The sequence below is a fragment of the Gilliamella sp. LMG 34361 genome, assembly GCF_984569075.1.
The window spans coordinates 86144-103884 of sequence record NZ_OZ474903.1 but is presented as its reverse complement, the minus strand read 5'-3'; the positions used below and the strand labels follow the sequence as shown (position 1 = coordinate 103884).

18 protein-coding genes are annotated in these 17741 nt (G+C 33.7%); 12 read left to right on the top strand and 6 right to left on the bottom strand.

What is annotated here, in order from left to right; genetic code table 11:
- Positions 1-61 precede the first annotated feature (61 nt).
- The 6 genes from AC5LXI_RS00580 to AC5LXI_RS00555 all read left to right on the top strand — a co-directional run bounded on the left by AC5LXI_RS00580 (position 62) and on the right by AC5LXI_RS00555 (position 5213).
- Entirely contained in the window at positions 62-691 is a 630-nt protein-coding gene (locus AC5LXI_RS00580; protein ID WP_493443062.1) for a hypothetical protein, read from the top strand.
- A 438-nt stretch (positions 692-1129) separates the two neighbouring features.
- Positions 1130-1567 (top strand): tetratricopeptide repeat protein, encoded by a 438-nt coding sequence (locus AC5LXI_RS00575; RefSeq protein WP_493443061.1) that lies wholly within the window; start codon positions 1130-1132, stop codon positions 1565-1567.
- Positions 1568-1953: 386 nt separating this feature from the next.
- Positions 1954-2391 (top strand): tetratricopeptide repeat protein, encoded by a 438-nt coding sequence (locus AC5LXI_RS00570; protein ID WP_493443060.1) that lies wholly within the window; start codon positions 1954-1956, stop codon positions 2389-2391.
- Positions 2392-2776: 385 nt separating this feature from the next.
- A complete protein-coding gene (locus AC5LXI_RS00565) occupies positions 2777-3214 on the top strand; it encodes a tetratricopeptide repeat protein (RefSeq protein WP_493443059.1) in 438 nt (145 codons plus the stop codon).
- Between the two features lie 561 nt (positions 3215-3775).
- Positions 3776-4213 (top strand): tetratricopeptide repeat protein, encoded by a 438-nt coding sequence (locus tag AC5LXI_RS00560; RefSeq protein WP_493443058.1) that lies wholly within the window; start codon positions 3776-3778, stop codon positions 4211-4213.
- Positions 4214-4775: 562 nt separating this feature from the next.
- Positions 4776-5213: a tetratricopeptide repeat protein gene (locus AC5LXI_RS00555; RefSeq protein ID WP_493443057.1), complete on the top strand. Its 438-nt coding sequence runs from the start codon at positions 4776-4778 to the stop codon at positions 5211-5213.
- A gap of 299 nt (positions 5214-5512) precedes the next feature.
- Here the strand turns inward: AC5LXI_RS00555 and tilS are convergent, their stop codons facing one another.
- The gene (gene tilS / locus AC5LXI_RS00550; protein WP_493443056.1) at positions 5513-6826 is read right to left on the bottom strand and encodes a tRNA lysidine(34) synthetase TilS; all 1314 of its coding nucleotides are present in this window, start codon (positions 6824-6826) and stop codon (positions 5513-5515) included.
- An 11-nt stretch (positions 6827-6837) separates the two neighbouring features.
- Complete coding sequence (gene metC / locus AC5LXI_RS00545; protein WP_493443055.1) at positions 6838-8055, bottom strand: cystathionine beta-lyase; 1218 nt, start codon at positions 8053-8055, stop codon at positions 6838-6840.
- A 97-nt stretch (positions 8056-8152) separates the two neighbouring features.
- On the opposite strand from metC, the gene AC5LXI_RS00540 reads away from it, so the two are divergent.
- Positions 8153-8770 carry a 4'-phosphopantetheinyl transferase family protein gene (locus AC5LXI_RS00540; RefSeq protein ID WP_493443054.1) on the top strand — a complete coding sequence of 206 codons (618 nt, stop codon included), beginning with the start codon at positions 8153-8155 and terminating at the stop codon, positions 8768-8770.
- 60 nt (positions 8771-8830) lie between these two features.
- Here AC5LXI_RS00540 and AC5LXI_RS00535 read toward each other — a convergent pair whose 3' ends face one another.
- Positions 8831-9595 carry a tyrosine-protein phosphatase gene (locus AC5LXI_RS00535; RefSeq protein WP_086353756.1) on the bottom strand — a complete coding sequence of 255 codons (765 nt, stop codon included), beginning with the start codon at positions 9593-9595 and terminating at the stop codon, positions 8831-8833.
- A gap of 101 nt (positions 9596-9696) precedes the next feature.
- On the opposite strand from AC5LXI_RS00535, the gene pepB reads away from it, so the two are divergent.
- Positions 9697-10977: an aminopeptidase PepB gene (gene pepB / locus AC5LXI_RS00530; RefSeq protein WP_493443053.1), complete on the top strand. Its 1281-nt coding sequence runs from the start codon at positions 9697-9699 to the stop codon at positions 10975-10977.
- Positions 10978-11043: 66 nt separating this feature from the next.
- A complete protein-coding gene (locus tag AC5LXI_RS00525) occupies positions 11044-12078 on the top strand; it encodes an SEL1-like repeat protein (RefSeq protein WP_493443052.1) in 1035 nt (344 codons plus the stop codon).
- Positions 12079-12153: 75 nt separating this feature from the next.
- On the opposite strand, the gene AC5LXI_RS00520 is transcribed toward AC5LXI_RS00525, so the two are convergent.
- Positions 12154-12723, bottom strand: a complete 570-nt coding sequence (locus AC5LXI_RS00520) for a peptidylprolyl isomerase (RefSeq protein WP_493443051.1) — start codon at positions 12721-12723, stop codon at positions 12154-12156.
- A gap of 242 nt (positions 12724-12965) precedes the next feature.
- Between AC5LXI_RS00520 and AC5LXI_RS00515 the strand changes: the two genes are divergently transcribed.
- The 3 genes from AC5LXI_RS00515 to robA all read left to right on the top strand — a co-directional run bounded on the left by AC5LXI_RS00515 (position 12966) and on the right by robA (position 15327).
- Positions 12966-13637 carry a phosphoribosyltransferase family protein gene (locus AC5LXI_RS00515; protein ID WP_493443050.1) on the top strand — a complete coding sequence of 224 codons (672 nt, stop codon included), beginning with the start codon at positions 12966-12968 and terminating at the stop codon, positions 13635-13637.
- 102 nt (positions 13638-13739) lie between these two features.
- Entirely contained in the window at positions 13740-14318 is a 579-nt protein-coding gene (gene nfuA / locus AC5LXI_RS00510) for a Fe-S biogenesis protein NfuA (protein WP_493444326.1), read from the top strand.
- 85 nt (positions 14319-14403) lie between these two features.
- Entirely contained in the window at positions 14404-15327 is a 924-nt protein-coding gene (gene robA, locus AC5LXI_RS00505) for an MDR efflux pump AcrAB transcriptional activator RobA (RefSeq protein WP_493443049.1), read from the top strand.
- A 31-nt stretch (positions 15328-15358) separates the two neighbouring features.
- Here robA and trpR read toward each other — a convergent pair whose 3' ends face one another.
- Together trpR and sltY are read right to left on the bottom strand one after the other, a co-directional pair.
- On the bottom strand, positions 15359-15649 hold the full coding sequence (trpR, locus tag AC5LXI_RS00500; protein WP_493443048.1) for a trp operon repressor: 291 nt from the start codon (positions 15647-15649) through the stop codon (positions 15359-15361).
- 11 nt (positions 15650-15660) lie between these two features.
- Positions 15661-17601: a murein transglycosylase gene (gene sltY, locus AC5LXI_RS00495; RefSeq protein ID WP_493443047.1), complete on the bottom strand. Its 1941-nt coding sequence runs from the start codon at positions 17599-17601 to the stop codon at positions 15661-15663.
- Positions 17602-17741: the final 140 nt, after the last annotated feature.

The window sequence follows — 17741 nt, the reverse complement described above, 5'->3', positions numbered from 1 at the left end:
TCCATAGGGCGAGCAGTTCAGACCAGCTTAAGCACAGTGAATAAAAAATAAGGAATAGAGAATGAAAAACATGAAAGATTATCTAATTGACATATTTAATGAATACAAAAGCAAATATTCAGAGTTGAAAATCTGGTTAAGCGATAATGCTGTCAGCCAATCATGGGGAATGGGAGTAATGCCAGCTTACTCTTTAGAACCATATAACTGTGAATTACTGGGGTCTAAATCTGGAAGGATGCTTAAAAAAAAGGACTGCTCTCCAGCAGTTAATAGACATAAATATTTTATGGATATTAATAATAATATTATTGGAATGGTAATATACAATGAATTCTCAGTTTGGAGAAGAGAATGGATTGTATCAAGAGAATTTTATTTTATAAAAAACAATGAGATAATTGGTTTGATATTTGGAAGCGCTTTTGAGAATAAAGATAATGCCAATCTAAATCATGTGATTTTAGTGAAATTAGATGACGGTATAATAACTGATTCTTATACTTACTCAGATGATAATAACTTTTCAGCAAGGAGATATCTTTACAAAGATAATGTTATCACTAACATAGAAGAACGTCTGTGGTTGGGTACATATATTGAACACTATTATAATATAGAAACTGAACCAACGCTAAAAATCACTGAAAATACACCGAAAGGTCTTATTCAGATATATCCAAGTAATTAATTTTATCGGGAAAATGACAGAAAAAACGATATTATCTAATAAGGAATCAAATTCAAATCATGCTGCTGATGTTCATATTCCAATAAAGCCAATTAGATCTCCTTATGACTGATGAAATTAAGATGCATACCGATATTTATCAACGTTTTGGTTTGATAAAGCAGTCGGTACATTGAAGAATTTTAGACGATGAGTTAATTGGTAAATATGTGATATTTGATACAACTGGTTTATTATTAAGTAATAATCCTAGTAATGAGTTTATCAGTTATTTAGAAAAAATTACTATTTTATAAAAATCAAGATTTGAAAAAGGAACTTTACGAACTAATTAATATGATTAAAATGCATCTTTAAAAAGGAAAACTGGAACGGTTTTATTTCAATCCTTTCCGGCTTATTTTTAGCTGCGTATTTTTTAATTAAAGGAGTATAAGCATGAAAACACCTATTGATAATAAACTTGAGGATGAAATAATATCTATAGTAGAAAGTGGCAATTTAGATCGTATCAAAAAAGATTTTTCTAGTGCTTTAAATAAATATAATCAAGCTTGGAAATTAATTCCTGAACCAAAGTTAGACTGGGAAATGACTCGTTGGATTTCTTCATGTATATATAGTGCTTATTTTGAGATGACAGATTTTTCCAATGCTAAAAATTGGGCAGAAATATCACTACTGACAAGCGGATCTGATATTGATGTAGGACCAGCGATTAATCTGGGAATGGTGTGCTATGAATTAGGTCAATACGACGAATCATACAAATATTTTGGTGAGGCATATAATTTAGGTCAAGCTCGACCATTTAAAGAAATACCTAAAAAATATTTGGACTTTTATTTAAATAAGAAAAAGATAAAACATAACTGACAAACTGAAACGGCCATTATCCAATTCCAATGAAGCCAATTAGATCTCCTTATGACTGATGAAATTAAGATGCATACCGATATTTATCAACGTTTTGATTTGATAAAGCAGTCGGTACATTGAAGAATTTTAGACGATGAGTTAATTGGTAAATATGAGATATTTGATACAACTAGTTTATTATTAAGTAATAACCCTAGTTATGAATTGATCAGTTATTTAGAAAAAAATTACTATTTTATAAAAATCAAGATTTGAAAAAGGAACTTTACGAACTAATTAATATGATTAAAATGCATCTTTAAAAAGGAAAACTGGAACGGTTTTATTTCAATCCTTTCCGGCTTATTTCTAGCTGCGTATTTTTTAATTAAAGGAGTATAAGCATGAATACACTTACTGATAATAAACTTGAGAAAGAAATAATATCTATAGTAGAAAGTGGCAATAGCGACCATATCAAAAAAGATTTTTCTAGTGCTTTAAATAAATATAATCAAGCTTGGAAATTAATTCCTGAACCAAAGTTAGACTGGGTATTTGCTCGCTGGATTTCTTCATGTATATATAGTGCTTATTTTGACATGACAGATTTTTCCAATGCTAAAAATTGGGCAGAAATATCACTACTGACAAGCGGATCTGATATTGATGTAGGACCAGCGATTAATCTGGGAATGGTGTGCTATGAATTAGGTCAATACGACGAATCATACAAATATTTTGGTGAGGCATATAATTTAGGTCAAGCTCGACCATTTAAAGAAATACCTAAAAAATATTTGGACTTTTATTTAAATAAGAAAAAGATAAAACATAACTGACAAACTGAAACGGCCATTATCCAATTCCAATGAAGCCAATTAGATCTCCTTATGACTGATGAAATTAAGATGCATACCGATATTTATCAACGTTTTGATTTGATAAAGCAGTCGGTACATTGAAGAATTTTAGACGATGAGTTAATTGGTAAATATGAGATATTTGATACAACTAGTTTATTATTAAGTAATAACCCTAGTTATGAATTGATCAGTTATTTAGAAAAAAATTACTATTTTATAAAAATCAAGATTTGAAAAAGGAACTTTACGAACTAATTAATATGATTAAAATGCATCTTTAAAAAGGAAAACTGGAACGGTTTTATTTCAATCCTTTCCGGCTTATTTTTAGTTGCGTATTTTTAATTAAAGGAGTATGAGCATGAAAACACCTATTGATAATAAACTTGAGGATGAAATAATATCTATAGTAGAAAGTGGCAATTTAGATCGTATCAAAAAAGATTTTTCTAGTGCTTTAAATAAATATAATCAAGCTTGGAAATTAATTCCTGAACCAAAGTTAGACTGGGAAATGACTCGTTGGATTTGCTCATGTATGTATAGAGTTTATTTTGAGATGACAGATTTTTCCAATGCTAAAAATTGGGCAGAAATAGCACTACAGACAAGCGGATCTGATATTGATACATCGGTAGCGATTGATATGGGAATGGTGTGCTATGAATTAGGTCAATACGACGAATCATATAAATATTTTAGTGAGGCATATAATTTAGGCCAAGCTCGAGCATTTAGAGGAATACCTAAAAAATATTTGGACTTTTATTTAAATAAGAAAAAGATAAAACATAACTGACAAACTGGAACGGCCATTATCCAATGGTTACCACTACGATTATGATGGTTTTGGTCGACTGATTAAACGGCAACGACCGGCTGAAAACATCACGCAGTGGTTTAGTTATAACCATGAACATCAACTTATAGAAGCGAGGGTTGAGAGTTTACAACATCGCTTAATCGCCCCAAATTCAAATCATGCTGCTGATGTTCATATTCCAATGAAGCCAATTAGATCTCCTTATGACTGATGAAATTAAGATGCATACCGATATTTATCAACGTTTTGCTTTGATAAAGCAGTCAGTACATTGAAGAATTTTAGACGATGAGTTAGTTGGTAAATATGTGATATTTGATACAACTGGTTTATTATTAAGTAATAATCCTAGTAATGAGTTTATCAGTTATTTAGAAATAAATTACTATTTTATAAAAATCAAGATTTGAAAAAGGATCTTTACGAACTAATTAATATGATTAAAATGCATCTTTAAAAAGGAAAACTGGAACGGTTTTATTTCAATCCTTTCCGGCTTATTTTTAGCTGCGTATTTTTAATTAAAGGAGTATAAGCATGAAAACACCTATTGATAATAAACTTGAGAAAGAAATAATATCTATAGTAGAAAGTGGCAATATAGACCATATCAAAAAAGATTTTTCTAGTGCTTTAAATAAATATCATCAAGCTTGGAAATTAATTCCTGAACCAAAGTTAGACTGGGAAATGACTCGTTGGATTTGCTCATGTATGTATAGTGTTTATTTTGACATGACAGATTTTTCTAATGCTAAAAATTGGGCAGAAATAGCACTACAGACAAGCGGATCTAATATTGATACATCGCGAGCGATTGATATGGGAATGGCGTGCTATGAATTAGGTCAATACGACGAATCATACAAATATTTTGGTGAGGCATATAATTTAGGCCAAACTCGAGCATTTAAAGAAAGGCCTAAAAAATATTTGGACTTTTATTTAAATAAGAAAAAGATAAAACATAACTGACAAACTGAAACGGCTATTATCCAATGGTTACCACTACGATTATGATGGTTTTGGTCGACTGATTAAACGGCAACGACCGGCTGAAAACATCACGCAGTGGTTTAGTTATAACCATGAACATCAACTTATAGAAGCGAGGGTTGAGAGTTTACAACATCGCTTAATCACCCCAAATTCAAATCATGCTGCTGATGTTCATATTCCAATGAAGCCAACTAGATCACCTTATGACTGATGAAATTAAGATGCATACCGATATTTATCAACGTTTTGGTTTGATAAAGCAGTCGGTACATTGAAGAATTTTAGACGATGAGTTAGTTGGTAAATATGAGATATTTGATACAACTAGTTTATTATTAAGTAATAACCCTAGTTATGAGTTGATCAGTTATTTAGAAAAAAATTACTATTTTATAAAAATCAAGATTTGAAAAAGGAACTTTACGAACTAATTAATATGATTAAAATGCATCTTTAAAAAGGAAAACTGGAACGGTTTTATTTCAATCCTTTCCGGCTTATTTTTAGCTGCGTATTTTTTAATTAAAGGAGTATAAGCATGAAAACACCTATTGATAATAAACTTGAGAAAGAAATAATATCTATAGTAGAAAGTGGCAATAGAGACCATAACAAAAATGATTTTTCTAGTGCTTTAAATAAATATAATCAAGCTTGGAAATTAATTCCTGAACCAAAGTTAGACTGGGTATTTGCTCGCTGGATTTCTTCATGTATATATAGTGCTTATTTTGACATGACAGATTTTTCCAATGCTAAAAATTGGGCAGAAATAGCACTACAGACAAGCGGATCTGATATTGATACATCGGTAGCGATTGATATGGGAATGGTGTGCTATGAATTAGGTCAATACGACGAATCATACAAATATTTTGGTGAGGCATATAATTTAGGCCAAGCTCGAGCATTTAGAGGAATACCTAGAAAATATTTGGACTTTTATTTAAATAAGAAAAAGATAAAACATAACTGACAAACTGAAACGATCATTATCCAATGGTTACCACTACGATTATGATGATTCATTTGACGAATTATTTACTAAGATAGAACAGGCATTTAAACTTAAGCTACCCCTATAAAGATGATAAGTGGTGTTTTGAAAATCATATAAAGGGGATCTTAAGTAATAATGCTATGCAATGGAAACAATTAGTTTGGGCACCTAATAAATTGCCTGACTGAATTATGGTTGCCATATAAATAAAATAGCCGAGTAAGAAATTAACTTTTTCCGTCTTTTTATTGTCTAATTGTTAAATCCCCTTTTATTTACACAATTTGTTTTAGATTAAAGCTAATTTGTGAGCCCTTACCTTGTTCAGTAACAAATACCCCGACGGCACTAATCAACTGTTCATTATAATAAATTAAAGGAATACGGGTACGCATCCAAGGTGGAATATGGTGTTCTTGCCACAATTTTTTTATTGATCGTGATCCTTTGCGCTGCACAATTTGAAATTGACCTTGGGCATGAAAACGCACCGAAACGGTTTCCTCTTTTTGTGGTAAACGACAAGTTAACTTGGTTTGATAATTGGACTGTAATATGCCTAAATTATCCGGCAAGCTTAGCGAAGTATTTAGATCCCAAGGCAAGATTTGCTGTTCAATATCTTGATATAGAGGCAATAAATAAAGTTGGTTTTGATAGCGGCGAATCTGTCGATTATGCAAAATAAATTGTGGATTAGCATCTTCTTTCGCTTGAATAACGGTTTGCCAAATTAGTGCGAGTTGCTTTTGACTTGGCATGCCGATATGTTGTTCTTTAAACCACATCCGCAATATTGCATTACGTTTATAATCTGAATAATTACGTAGTGATTGAATATTAAGTTGTTTGGCATTGCCAGTAATTTGCTTAAATTCTGTCGATAAAAGCTCATGGATTAATGCTTCTTGCTGTTGACATAACTCGGCACTACGAGCGACCATTTGCGAGAAATGTGGCCAACGCCGATTAAGTATTGGCAGTACCTTTAAGCGTAAAAAGTTACGGTCATAATGGTCGTCTTGATTACTTTCATCTTCAATCCAACTTAATAGATGTTGATTGGCATATTGTTCAATTTCTTCACGCGAGATCGTTAATAATGGCCGAAGATGTTGACCACTTTCAAGAGGCATAGCGGATAATCCTGTTGGGCCACTACCACGTTTTAAGGCTAGGAAGAAAGTTTCACATTGATCGTCAAGGTGCTGGGCAGTACATAACAACTCATCACTTTTTAAATGTCGATAAATAGCTTGGTAGCGAGCTTCTCTTGCTTGTTCTTCAATATTGCCCGCCGCTTTATCAAGTTTGACTTTTTCAATAATCAATGGCACTCGCCAAGTTTGGCATTGTTGCTGGCAATGTTCCGCCCAATTATCGGCGTTTTTACTTAAACCGTGATGAATATAAATGGCTCTAAGTTGTAAATTTTGTAACTTTTGTCTCAAGTTGACTAATGCTTGCAGTAAAACAGTCGAATCGACACCACCACTAAAAGCAACCAGTAGCGATTGTCGACCGTTTAGATGTTGTAAGATTGTTTGTTCAATAATACTTTTAGTCTTAGCTTGATTTTGATGACTCATCGGTTATCCATTTATACTAAACTTTGTAATGCATTCACTTTGTTTTTATGCAATTTAATTCTATCTAAGCCAGCGGCAAGATCGGCGATTAAATCATCAGGATCTTCAAGGCCAATATGTAATCGAATTAATGTACCCGTGAAATCCACACCTGATACCGGGCGTATTTTCGCAAGATCTTCAGGTTGATTGGCTAAAATTAATGATTCAAATCCACCCCATGAATACGCCATTGAAAAGTGAGTCATATTATCCAAGAAATCAGATAGTTGCACATCGCTTAAATGATCTTTAAGTACAAACGAAAATAGACCACTAGCACCACTAAAATCACGTTTAAAAAACTCATGCCCCTTACAACTTGCCAAAGCCGGATGATTAACAGTTGCCACTTTAGGATGATTAGCTAACCAGTTTGCCACTTTTAAGCTACTTTCGTGATGTTGTTTTAATCTAACCGCTAAGGTTCGTAATCCGCGTGCTGCCATATAAGCGGTATCGGCATCACACATTTGTCCCATTAGATAAGAACGTTCACGTAATTGATCCCAACAACGTTGATTAGCAACAGCAGTTCCTAACATGGCATCGGAGTGGCCGATTAAGTACTTAGTACCTGCTTGAATGGAGATATCAACATCGTGATCTAATGCTTTGAATAAAACGCCAGCACTCCAAGTGTTGTCCATCATAATGACAATTTCCGGATTTACCTTGCGAATCGCTTTAACAATTGCTGGCACATCATGCAGTTCCATAGTGATTGAGCTTGGTGATTCAAGAAATACCACTTTGGTATTTGGTTTAATATGATTCGTGATATAACGACCAATTAGCGGAGAAAAATAATCGGTTTCCACACCAAAATCTTTGAGTATATGTTCACAAAATTCTTGCGTTGGTTCGTAACTGGCTTCTGAAACCAAAATATGATCACCTGATTTGACAAAAGCTAAGATAGCATTCGCAATGGCGGCCGCACCGCAAGGATAGAGATAGCAACCAGCACCACCTTCAATTTCCACCATGGCATCTTGTAGGGCAAAATGAGTTAAAGTGCCGCGACGACCGTAAAATAGTGCTCCTTTAGTGCGATTTTCCATCGCTTCTTTTTTTGCCTCAATTGAATCAAAAACCAGCGATGATGCTCGCTGAATAACTGAATTCACTGCACCTTGGGTATAACGTTTTTTTCGACCAGCATGAACTAATTTTGTTTGTAATGACATGATGCATCCTTAGTGATCTAATAATTTCGATAACAGTTAGCATAGCATGCTGTTAAAATAGTAAAAAATAATTTTTGTTTAAATTGGCTTACATAAAATGTTAATTGCTCAACTTACTCATTTAGATACGGCGGAAGTGAACTATTCACTATTATCACCACAAATCATTAATGATGCAGAGTCATTAAGTGGTTCACGAAAAAAACAGTTTTTAGTCTGTCGTTCAATTTTAGCGAGTTTACTTAAACAGTATTGTCATATTGATAGTTTGCCTCCCATCATTATTGGTGATAATAGCCGTCCTTGTTTTTTACAACATAATCTGCCTGATTTTAATATCAGTCATAGTAAAGATTGGATGGCGGTTGCCATATCCTTAAATGGTAGGGTTGGTATTGATATTGAAGTTGCTAGGCAGCGTAAAAATTATCTGAATGTCGCCAAAAATTATTTTGCTAATGAAGAATATCAATGGATATTAAAACAATCGGATACATTAGCGGCATTTTGGCAACTTTGGACATTAAAAGAGTCAGCTCTTAAATTATATGCCAAAGGCGTTTGGCAAATGAAATCGGTAAAAGTTGATGTCGCAAACCAGTTGATTACTGCGCCATTTGGACAGGATTTTTATTATCAATATCAGCAAGTGGCATCGGTTCATCTTGCTGTAAATCAGAATAAACCTATCACCGATTTTATCTTACAATCTTAATGTTACGGACAAATTGATCATAAGTGTATGGTGATTATCCATACACTTAGATTAATTAAATTAAATTAAATAAATATCTTGCAGAATTTTCCTGTTTTTATCATCCAATTGATACTCTTTAGTTAACCAATCGTCGATGGTGGTATAGCGTTTTTTGATTTCATCAAGAGCTGCGGTTAAAAACTCTTGTTTAGCCGCAAAAATGATTTTCTGTTTCTCAAACTCTTCAGCCGATAATTTACTTTCATTTTGGCTGAGTATGGCTTGACGATAATCATTTAAATGGCGCTCGGTAAGTAAGTAATCTTGCATAACTACGTCTTCACTTACCCCCAATGCAAATAGGGTTAAAGCTACGCCAACACCAGTTCTATCTTTACCTACTGCACAATGTTGCACTAAGGGTTTTCCATTAGCACTAAGTAGTAGTGATGTTAACTTTTTATAAGCAAGATTATTAAAAGGTAATAATTGATAAAGTTTAATCATAAAATCAAACGGTGAATATTTTTTCATAACGAAAATATCATCACTGGTTAGGCTTGCTGTAATTTCATCACTTAATGGGTTTGCTGGCACATTAATATATTGACTGTTATTCCAAAGATTATCGGGATGACGATCAATTTCATGTTGATCACGATAATCTAATACATAATGCAAATTAAGCTCATCAGATAAAAAGTTTTTTTCACTATCATTAAGACGTGAAAATTCACCTGAACGATACAACATTCCTGTTCGAATTTGGCGACCATCACTGGTTTTAATGCCACCTAAGTCACGAAAATTGATGCCATTTTGGATTGGTACAACTGATGTCATTATTGGTCCTTATTTACGCTTAACTTTGCTTGCTATCTTAACATGTTTCTGATTAGAATTGATTCATCGTTTTTGCATTTTTATTGCTTGAGGAATTTATTATGTCGAGTTTATCTATATTACTTTCGGAAAAACCTGCACCATCAAAGTGGGGAAAAGAGGCGTTACTTAGTTTTTCAGATGATGCTGTTACCATTCATTATCAACCGGATCATCGACATGGCGCCATTCAGCGAGCAGCAAGAAAATTAGATAATCAAGGTATTAAGTCGGTTAAACTTAGTGGTGATAATTGGGATCTAGAATCGTGTTGGCATTTTTGGCTCGGTTATCGTAATGCCAAAAATAATAATAAGGTGAGTTGGGCAAAACTTAATAGCCAAGATAAACAAGAACTAAAATATCGCTTAGCGATTATTGATTGGTGTCGAGATATCGTTAATCAACAAGCAGAAACATTAAGTCCTCTAGAATTGGCCACGCAAAGTGCAAACTTAATCAGCAATTATTCCTCAGATATTACCTATAACATTATTTCCGGCGAAGCATTAAAAGAACAGGATTATATGGGAATTTATACAGTTGGCAAAGGATCAGATCGACCGGCAGCGTTACTTGAGCTTGATTATAATCCGACTAAAAATCCTAAAGCGCCAATTGTTGCTTGTTTGGTTGGTAAAGGTATTACCTTTGATTCTGGTGGTTATAGCTTAAAGCCAAGCAGTTTTATGGAATCAATGCGATCGGATATGGGGGGCGCGGCATTAGTAACTGGTGCTCTGGCACTTGCTATTGCCCGAGGAGCCAAACATCGTATTAAACTTTATCTATGTTGCGCTGATAACTTGGTGAGTGGTAAGTCATTTAAACTGGGTGATATTATTCGATATCGTAATGGTAAAACAGTTGAAGTGGATAATACCGATGCGGAAGGACGATTAGTTTTAGCTGACGGGTTAATTAGTGCTGACAGTGATAAGCCTCACTATATTATTGATTGCGCAACCCTTACTGGAGCAGCAAAAGTTGCAGTAGGTAACGATTATCAATCATTACTCTCATTTGATGACAAATTTGCTAATCAATTATTGGCAAGTAGCCAAGCGGAACATGAAGCTTTTTGGCGATTACCATTAGCTGATTTTCATCGTAGCCAATTTCCATCATCGTTTGCGGATATAGCCAATTCAGGATTACCCAATACCGCTGGTGCCAGCACTGCCGCGGCATTTTTATCTCATTTTATTAAAAATTATAAACAAAATTGGCTACACATTGACTGTTCAGCGACATTCCGCAAAAGTGCCACCGCTTTATGGGCAACTGGTGCAACAGGGATCGGGGTAAGAACGCTGGCTAATTTGTTAACTATATTAAAATGATTAGTAATGATTTTATGATGCATTAAATAGAATTTTAAAAAAGTTGATAAATATATAAGGAATATCATGAATATAAAAAAGTTACTATTAGTTATGCCCCTCTTGTTTTCTTTTGCTACTTATGCGAGGGATTGTGCAACAGAATTTGAAAATAAAAATTATGAAAAGGCACTTGTTGAATGTACACAAGAAGCAGAAGAAAATGACAAAGTGGCACAATATAATCTAGCTCGTATGTATGATGATGGTGAAGGAATAGAACAAGATAAACAAAAGGCGGTGTATTGGTATACAAAAGCAGCGGAGCAAGGAGATTCTACCGCACAAAATGATTTAGCGGTTATATATTATGACGATGAAGGAATAGAGCAAGATAAACTTAAAGCAGCATATTGGTTTGAAAAAGCAGCAGAACAAAATCTCTCCACAGCACAATATAATTTAGCAGTTATGTATGAGAAAGGTGAAGGTATAGAGCAGAATAAACAAAAGGCGGTATATTGGTATACAAAAGCAGCAGAGCAAGGTGACTCCAAAGCACAAAATAATTTAGCAGTTATGTATGATATAGGTGATGGCATAAAGCAGGATAAACTTAAAGCTTTCTTTTGGTATACAAAAGCAGCAGAGCAAGGTGTATCCATTGCACAATATAATTTAGCACTTATGCATGATAAAGGTGATGGTATAAAGCAGGATAAACAGATGGCGGTATATTGGTATACAAAAGCAGCGGAGCAAGGTTATTCCTACGCACAATATAACTTAGGGCTTATGTATGATGACGATGAAGGTATAAAGCAAGATAAACATAAAGCTTTCTTTTGGTATACAAAAGCAGCAAAACAAGGTATATCCTACGCACAATATAATTTAGCACTTATGTATAATCAAGGTGATGGCATAAAACAGGATAAACAGAAGGCGGTATATTGGTATACAAAAGCAGCGGAGCAAGGTTACTCCAGCGCGCAATACAATTTAGCGCTTATGTATAAGTACGGTGATGGCATAAAGCAAAATAAATCTTTAGCTAAAAATTATTTAAAACAGTCTTGTAGCCAAGGTCATAAACTTGCTTGTGATGAATTAAAAATATAATCCTATGATTTAATAAAAAACCACCTTAAATCACCAAGGTGGTTTGCTTGAAGTGTTTATTAATTTTACAACAACTTATTGTTTATCTTCGATCACTGTTGCTTTTTTAATATAGATTGGTTCAACAGGGACATTTTGATGTGGCCCCATGCGTTTGGTAGCTACGTTAACAATTTTATCTACGACATCCATTCCTTTAATGACTTTACCAAAAACAGCATAACCATATTTGTCTGGTGATTGGTAGTTAAGAAAATCATTATTTACAACATTAATAAAAAATTGACTAGTTGCGCTATCTACTGCATTGGTTCTTGCCATTGCGATAGTTCCGCGATCGTTTTTCAAACCGTTATCAGCTTCATTTTTGATTGGTTGTTTCGCCTCTTTGAATTTTAATTGATCATCAGCTCCACCGCCTTGAACCATAAATCCAGGAATGACTCGATGGAAGGTTAGGTTTTCATAATAACCACTGTTGACATAATCAAGAAAGTTTTTAGTGGTAATTGGTGCATGTTGACTATCTAACTCAACTTCAATATCGCCCATGCTGGTTTGCATTAATACTTTAGTATCAGCTAAAGTAATGGTTGCAAAAAGGCTTAATATTATTCCTATAAATAATAGTTTGATCTTTTCCATCTTATAAATCCTTATTATCACATTGTCGGTAAATTATACCGAATATTGGTTTAATTGAAATCATTAATATGCAAAATTAGCTAAAATTTTATGTGGCGGATCGCAATAATTTTCTTAAGCAGTTAGGAATAATTTTATTCAATGTAATTTAGGATGTTATTAAGTTTATATTCTATTTGATGATAATTTTTAATTCAATATTTAGCCCAAAAACCCTGCTCCTCAACTTTTTTGGGGGATAAATGCGTTGTTTTTTATGTAATATGCCTTTAGTGCTGACTCACCATGGTATTTGTAGTCAATGTGTTGAAAACTTACCTAAATTTAATAAAGTATGCCATCAATGCTGCCTTCCTCATTCATTATTAACAAATGAGTGCTACCGATGTCGAGAGAAGAGGCCTTATTGGGATGAAATGGTTGCCGCAACAGAATATGTCGATCCATTAAAAAAATTGATCCAACATTTAAAATTTCATAGTAAAGTCGAGCTAACTAATGCGTTAGCAAGATTGATGTTTTTAGCATGGTATCAACGGCGATTGAGCCGTGGTCTTGCTAAACCTGATTTAGTGACTTGTGTTCCTTTACACCATTTCCGTTATTGGTCTAGGGGATTTAATCAAGCGGCATTATTAGCTAAGCCAATAGCTAGATGGCTAAATCGAGATTTTCAGCCATATCTATTGTCGAGAAAATTTGCTGCTCGTGATCAAAAAAACTTATCGCTTAAGCAGCGAATGAGTAATGTTGAAACAATTTTTAGATGTCATTTCGATTTAACCAATCAATCGGTAATGCTTATTGATGATATTGTTACTACCGGTAATACGGTAAATGTCATTTGCCAGCAATTAAAAGCCTGTGGTGCTGCCCATGTGCAGGTCGTTTGTTTGTGTCGGACAGTCTTGTAAAATCCAAAACACTCCCTATAATAACCAACAGAGTTAGTCAACTATTATCGATGATGTTATTTAGAATTAATATCAATCGTGTCTAAGTGAGGGATTATGTCTATTATTACCATTTCTGAATCAGCGCAACAACATTTTAAAAAATTGCTTGCTAATCAGCCTGATGGTACTCAAATTCGGGTTTTTGTTATTAATCCTGGCACACCATCTGCTGAATGTGGGGTTTCCTATTGTCCTGCCGATACTATTGAAGATAGTGATATTGAAGAAGCACAACAAGCCGATTTTTCTGTCTATATTGATGAAATTAGCGCACCTTTTTTAGAAGAAACAGTGATTGATTATGTCACTGATGAATTAGGTTCACAATTAACTTTAAAAGCACCTAACTCAAAAATGAGAAGGGTTGCAGATGATGCGCCGTTAATTGAACGAGTAAATTACGTAATTCAAGCACAAGTGAATCCTCAATTAGCTAGTCATGGAGGTCATGTTAGTTTGGTGGAATTGACTGAGGATAACTATGCGATATTGCAATTTGGTGGTGGTTGTAATGGTTGTTCAATGGTTGATTTTACTTTAAAAGAAGGTATTGAAAAGCAATTGCTTGCACAATTCCCAGAACTGGCAGGCGTTAAAGATATTACTGAACATCAAGCGGGAAGCCATTCTTATTGTTAAAAAATTTTCGATTTAAACCTTGCTTATTGCTGGGATTAAGTCATAATCGCATGATGTCTGCCAATTCACTTTATGATGGGGTTTTATGAATCAAGTTAGTATTATTTCAGATCTTATCGTTTGGATTGAAAAAAATTTGGAGCAGCCTTTATCTATTGATAATGTTGCCCAAAAATCAGGTTATTCTAAGTGGCATTTACAACGGATGTTTAAAGAAGTAACCGGTCAAGTGCTCGGTACTTATATTCGTCACCGTAGATTAACTTATGCGGCATTATCTTTGCGAATGACAAGTAAACCTATTTTAGATATTGCTATGCAATATCGTTTTGATTCACAACAAACTTTTACTCGATCTTTTAAAAAGCAATTCAATGAAACACCGGCAAGTTATCGCCGCGGTGAATTTTGGGATCCTACCGGGTTAACTCCAGCTATCGAATTAAATAAAAATCGACTTTCTTTACCTGAACCTAAATTTGTTAATATGCCAAAGCAAACATTTTGGGGAATTTCATATAAAAATAATTGTAATTTGAGTCAAATTTTAGACGAAGAAAATAAATTAAGATCGCAGTTTTTTCATAATTATTTATCCCATTATGAACATAATAGTGATAGTTTGCCAGACAAAATTTTTGCTTTTAGTCGTATTTTAAAAAGTAAAGATAACGCCAATGAACAAGAACTTTTATATACAATTGCTTTAGAGCACAATAATAATCTTGAGCATATTGAGCCAATTGTTAGCGAAGGCGGTTTGTATCTTTGTTTTAAATATATTGGATCACCGGAAGATTTTAGCGATTTTATTTCTCAAGTTCATTTGGCAGCAATGCCGGCATTAAAAGTAAGGTTACGTAGCTCAAGCTGTTTAATTGAAATTCATCACAATCATCATGATAATACTATTAAATGTTTTGAAGATATCCATAGTATGGAATGTGATTATTGTGTCCCTATAGTAGCTGATGAAGAAGTCAATATTCAATCAAATTTATCGTTATAGCGATCCTATCGTCATGAATATTGACAATATTCTAATTACTCGATTTCAATAGAATCTTTTCTAACCATGCTTTAAATTCGGGTGTAGCTTCTTTTAAACTGTTCGATCCTCTAGTGACCGTTGCAATACCGATTTTTAGTTGATCTTTAAGTTGACGTTGGTTTATTGATCCATCGAGTAATGAGCGTACAATTTTGACTCTTGTAATTAAAGCATCACGTTCATCAGATGTCATCAGTAGTTTTAAAATATCTAGTGAATAACCACTATTAAATGCTTGGTGTAATATTTCAACCGTTTGGTTCCATTCTTTAGTTTTCATGTAATGCACCATTAGTATTGTCTGTTAAATTCGTTTGTTGTTAGTATATGAGGGTTTTTATTCCCTAAAATGTGCTGATAAATGTAATCATATACCAATACACTTTTGACATAGTTTCGGGTTTCATTGAAAGGAATGCTTTCAATAAATGCCACCGCATCAAGTTTTCCATTACTGTTATTCAACCATTTTTTTACTCGGTTTGGGCCGGCATTATAGGCTGCTGAGGATAAAATACGGTTGCTGTCATTTTGTAAATATACGCTATTTAAAAAATAAGTACCTAAATAAACATTAGTTGCAGGTTCAAATAGTTGGTTTGGTGAGTTATAGCTAATGTTGGTGACTTTTTTGGCCGTTTCTTTTGCTGTTGCAGGCATTAATTGCATTAAACCACTTGCACCAACAGGCGATTGTATTGTGGTGTCAAATGCACTTTCTTGCCGAGTGATAGCTAAAGCATAAGATAACGGAATTGCTTTATCTTTTAAGGCTTCATTATATAATTTTTGGTACATAATAGGTAGGCGTTCAGTCCAATTATCCCATAGTTTGCCTGATATCGTTGCTTGAATACTAAGATCGCCCCAACCGTTATGATAGGCGTATTTGGCTAAATCTAGATATTCGTTATCTTGTGCCTGTTTTTTTAGTATATAGCGCCATTCTTGTTTTGATTCCGCCAACATGCCTTGAAATCTTAACTCTTTAATTCTAATGACAAATGGTTGTTGATCATATTTGGTTTTTAATGAGCTTATTTCTGCAGTTGGCATTTTTTTAGATAAATTATTAATGCTGTATGGTTGATTAAGTGTTTGAGCACTGACCATTCCATAAAAACCGCGTTTGTTGGTTAAAGTTTTTAGGATATTTTTCGCTTCATTGGTTTTCTTGCTATTAAGTAATACTCGAGCATGCCAGTATTGCCACTCTTCTTTTAATTGGTCTTCTGGTGTTAATTGTTTTATCCAATGCTCAATGTCTTTGTCGTTATTCGCATCAATAGCCATACGAATACGTTTTTCAACTAATGCTGTGTCATGGCTTTTGGTTAGGTAATTATCTCGCCATTTGCTCTGTTCTGTGGTTACTGAATCGCTAAAGTAGCTATTGGCTAAGCGACTTTTTAATCTGTTTTGCTCTTCATTAGTTAGGTTCTGTTGCTTTATTAGTTGTGGTAGTAATGTTGATGCAAAATTTTTGTCTGCTTTAATTAAGCGAGGGTAAGATGCTAAGACAATTTTTTTGGTAAATGAACTGGTTTTAATATTTTTTGAAAATTCTTTAAGTTTTCGTGGGTTATCAAAAACGGCTAATAGATGATTCTTGGTTGTTTTATAATTATCATCTAATAAGTTGGTTAAATAACGAGCGAGTTTTACATTATTGTTTTCAAGCACCAGTTCAACGCGTAACAAAATAAGATCTGATGTGAGTTTTCCACTTTTTGACCATGCATCCAATAATGGATCACAGGCTGAAGGTAACTCTTTTCCTGTTAACCATATGGATTCGACGTTATCTAATACCGATTTGTCGTCATTTTTTTGTAATTTGGCGTATTGATATTGACAATTAGCAGTAATTGAATTGTCTTTAGGAAAAGAGACAATGGCATCCCAATCTTGGCGATTAGATAGTTCGTTTAAATAAGCTTGGGTTAATGATGAAGTTAATGGAAAGTCATCATATTTTTTTACAAACTCACTCACTGATTGTGGTGATACTTTTTTAATATTGTTTTGAAAAAATTGTACAGCAGCATATGGATAAAGAGAATAGTTCTTTAATTGTTTTAGTAATGCTTGTTGCTCATCAAAGCTTAATGATTGATAAGTGTTTTGCCATTTTTTATAATTTTGTCGTAAATCATTTTGCGATTCGTCTGCAAGTACCATGTTTGCTAATAAAGTGCTTAGTATCAAACACCAACGTATTGCTAAATTCATTCCTTAACTCCTGTATTAAATTAGCTTACTAGATTAGCATATTCAGTTATATTTCGTCGATGAAGAACAGACAACTTAAATCCCACTAAAATAGTCAACTAAATACTTGACTAAAATTGAAGGATATATAAAATATTTAT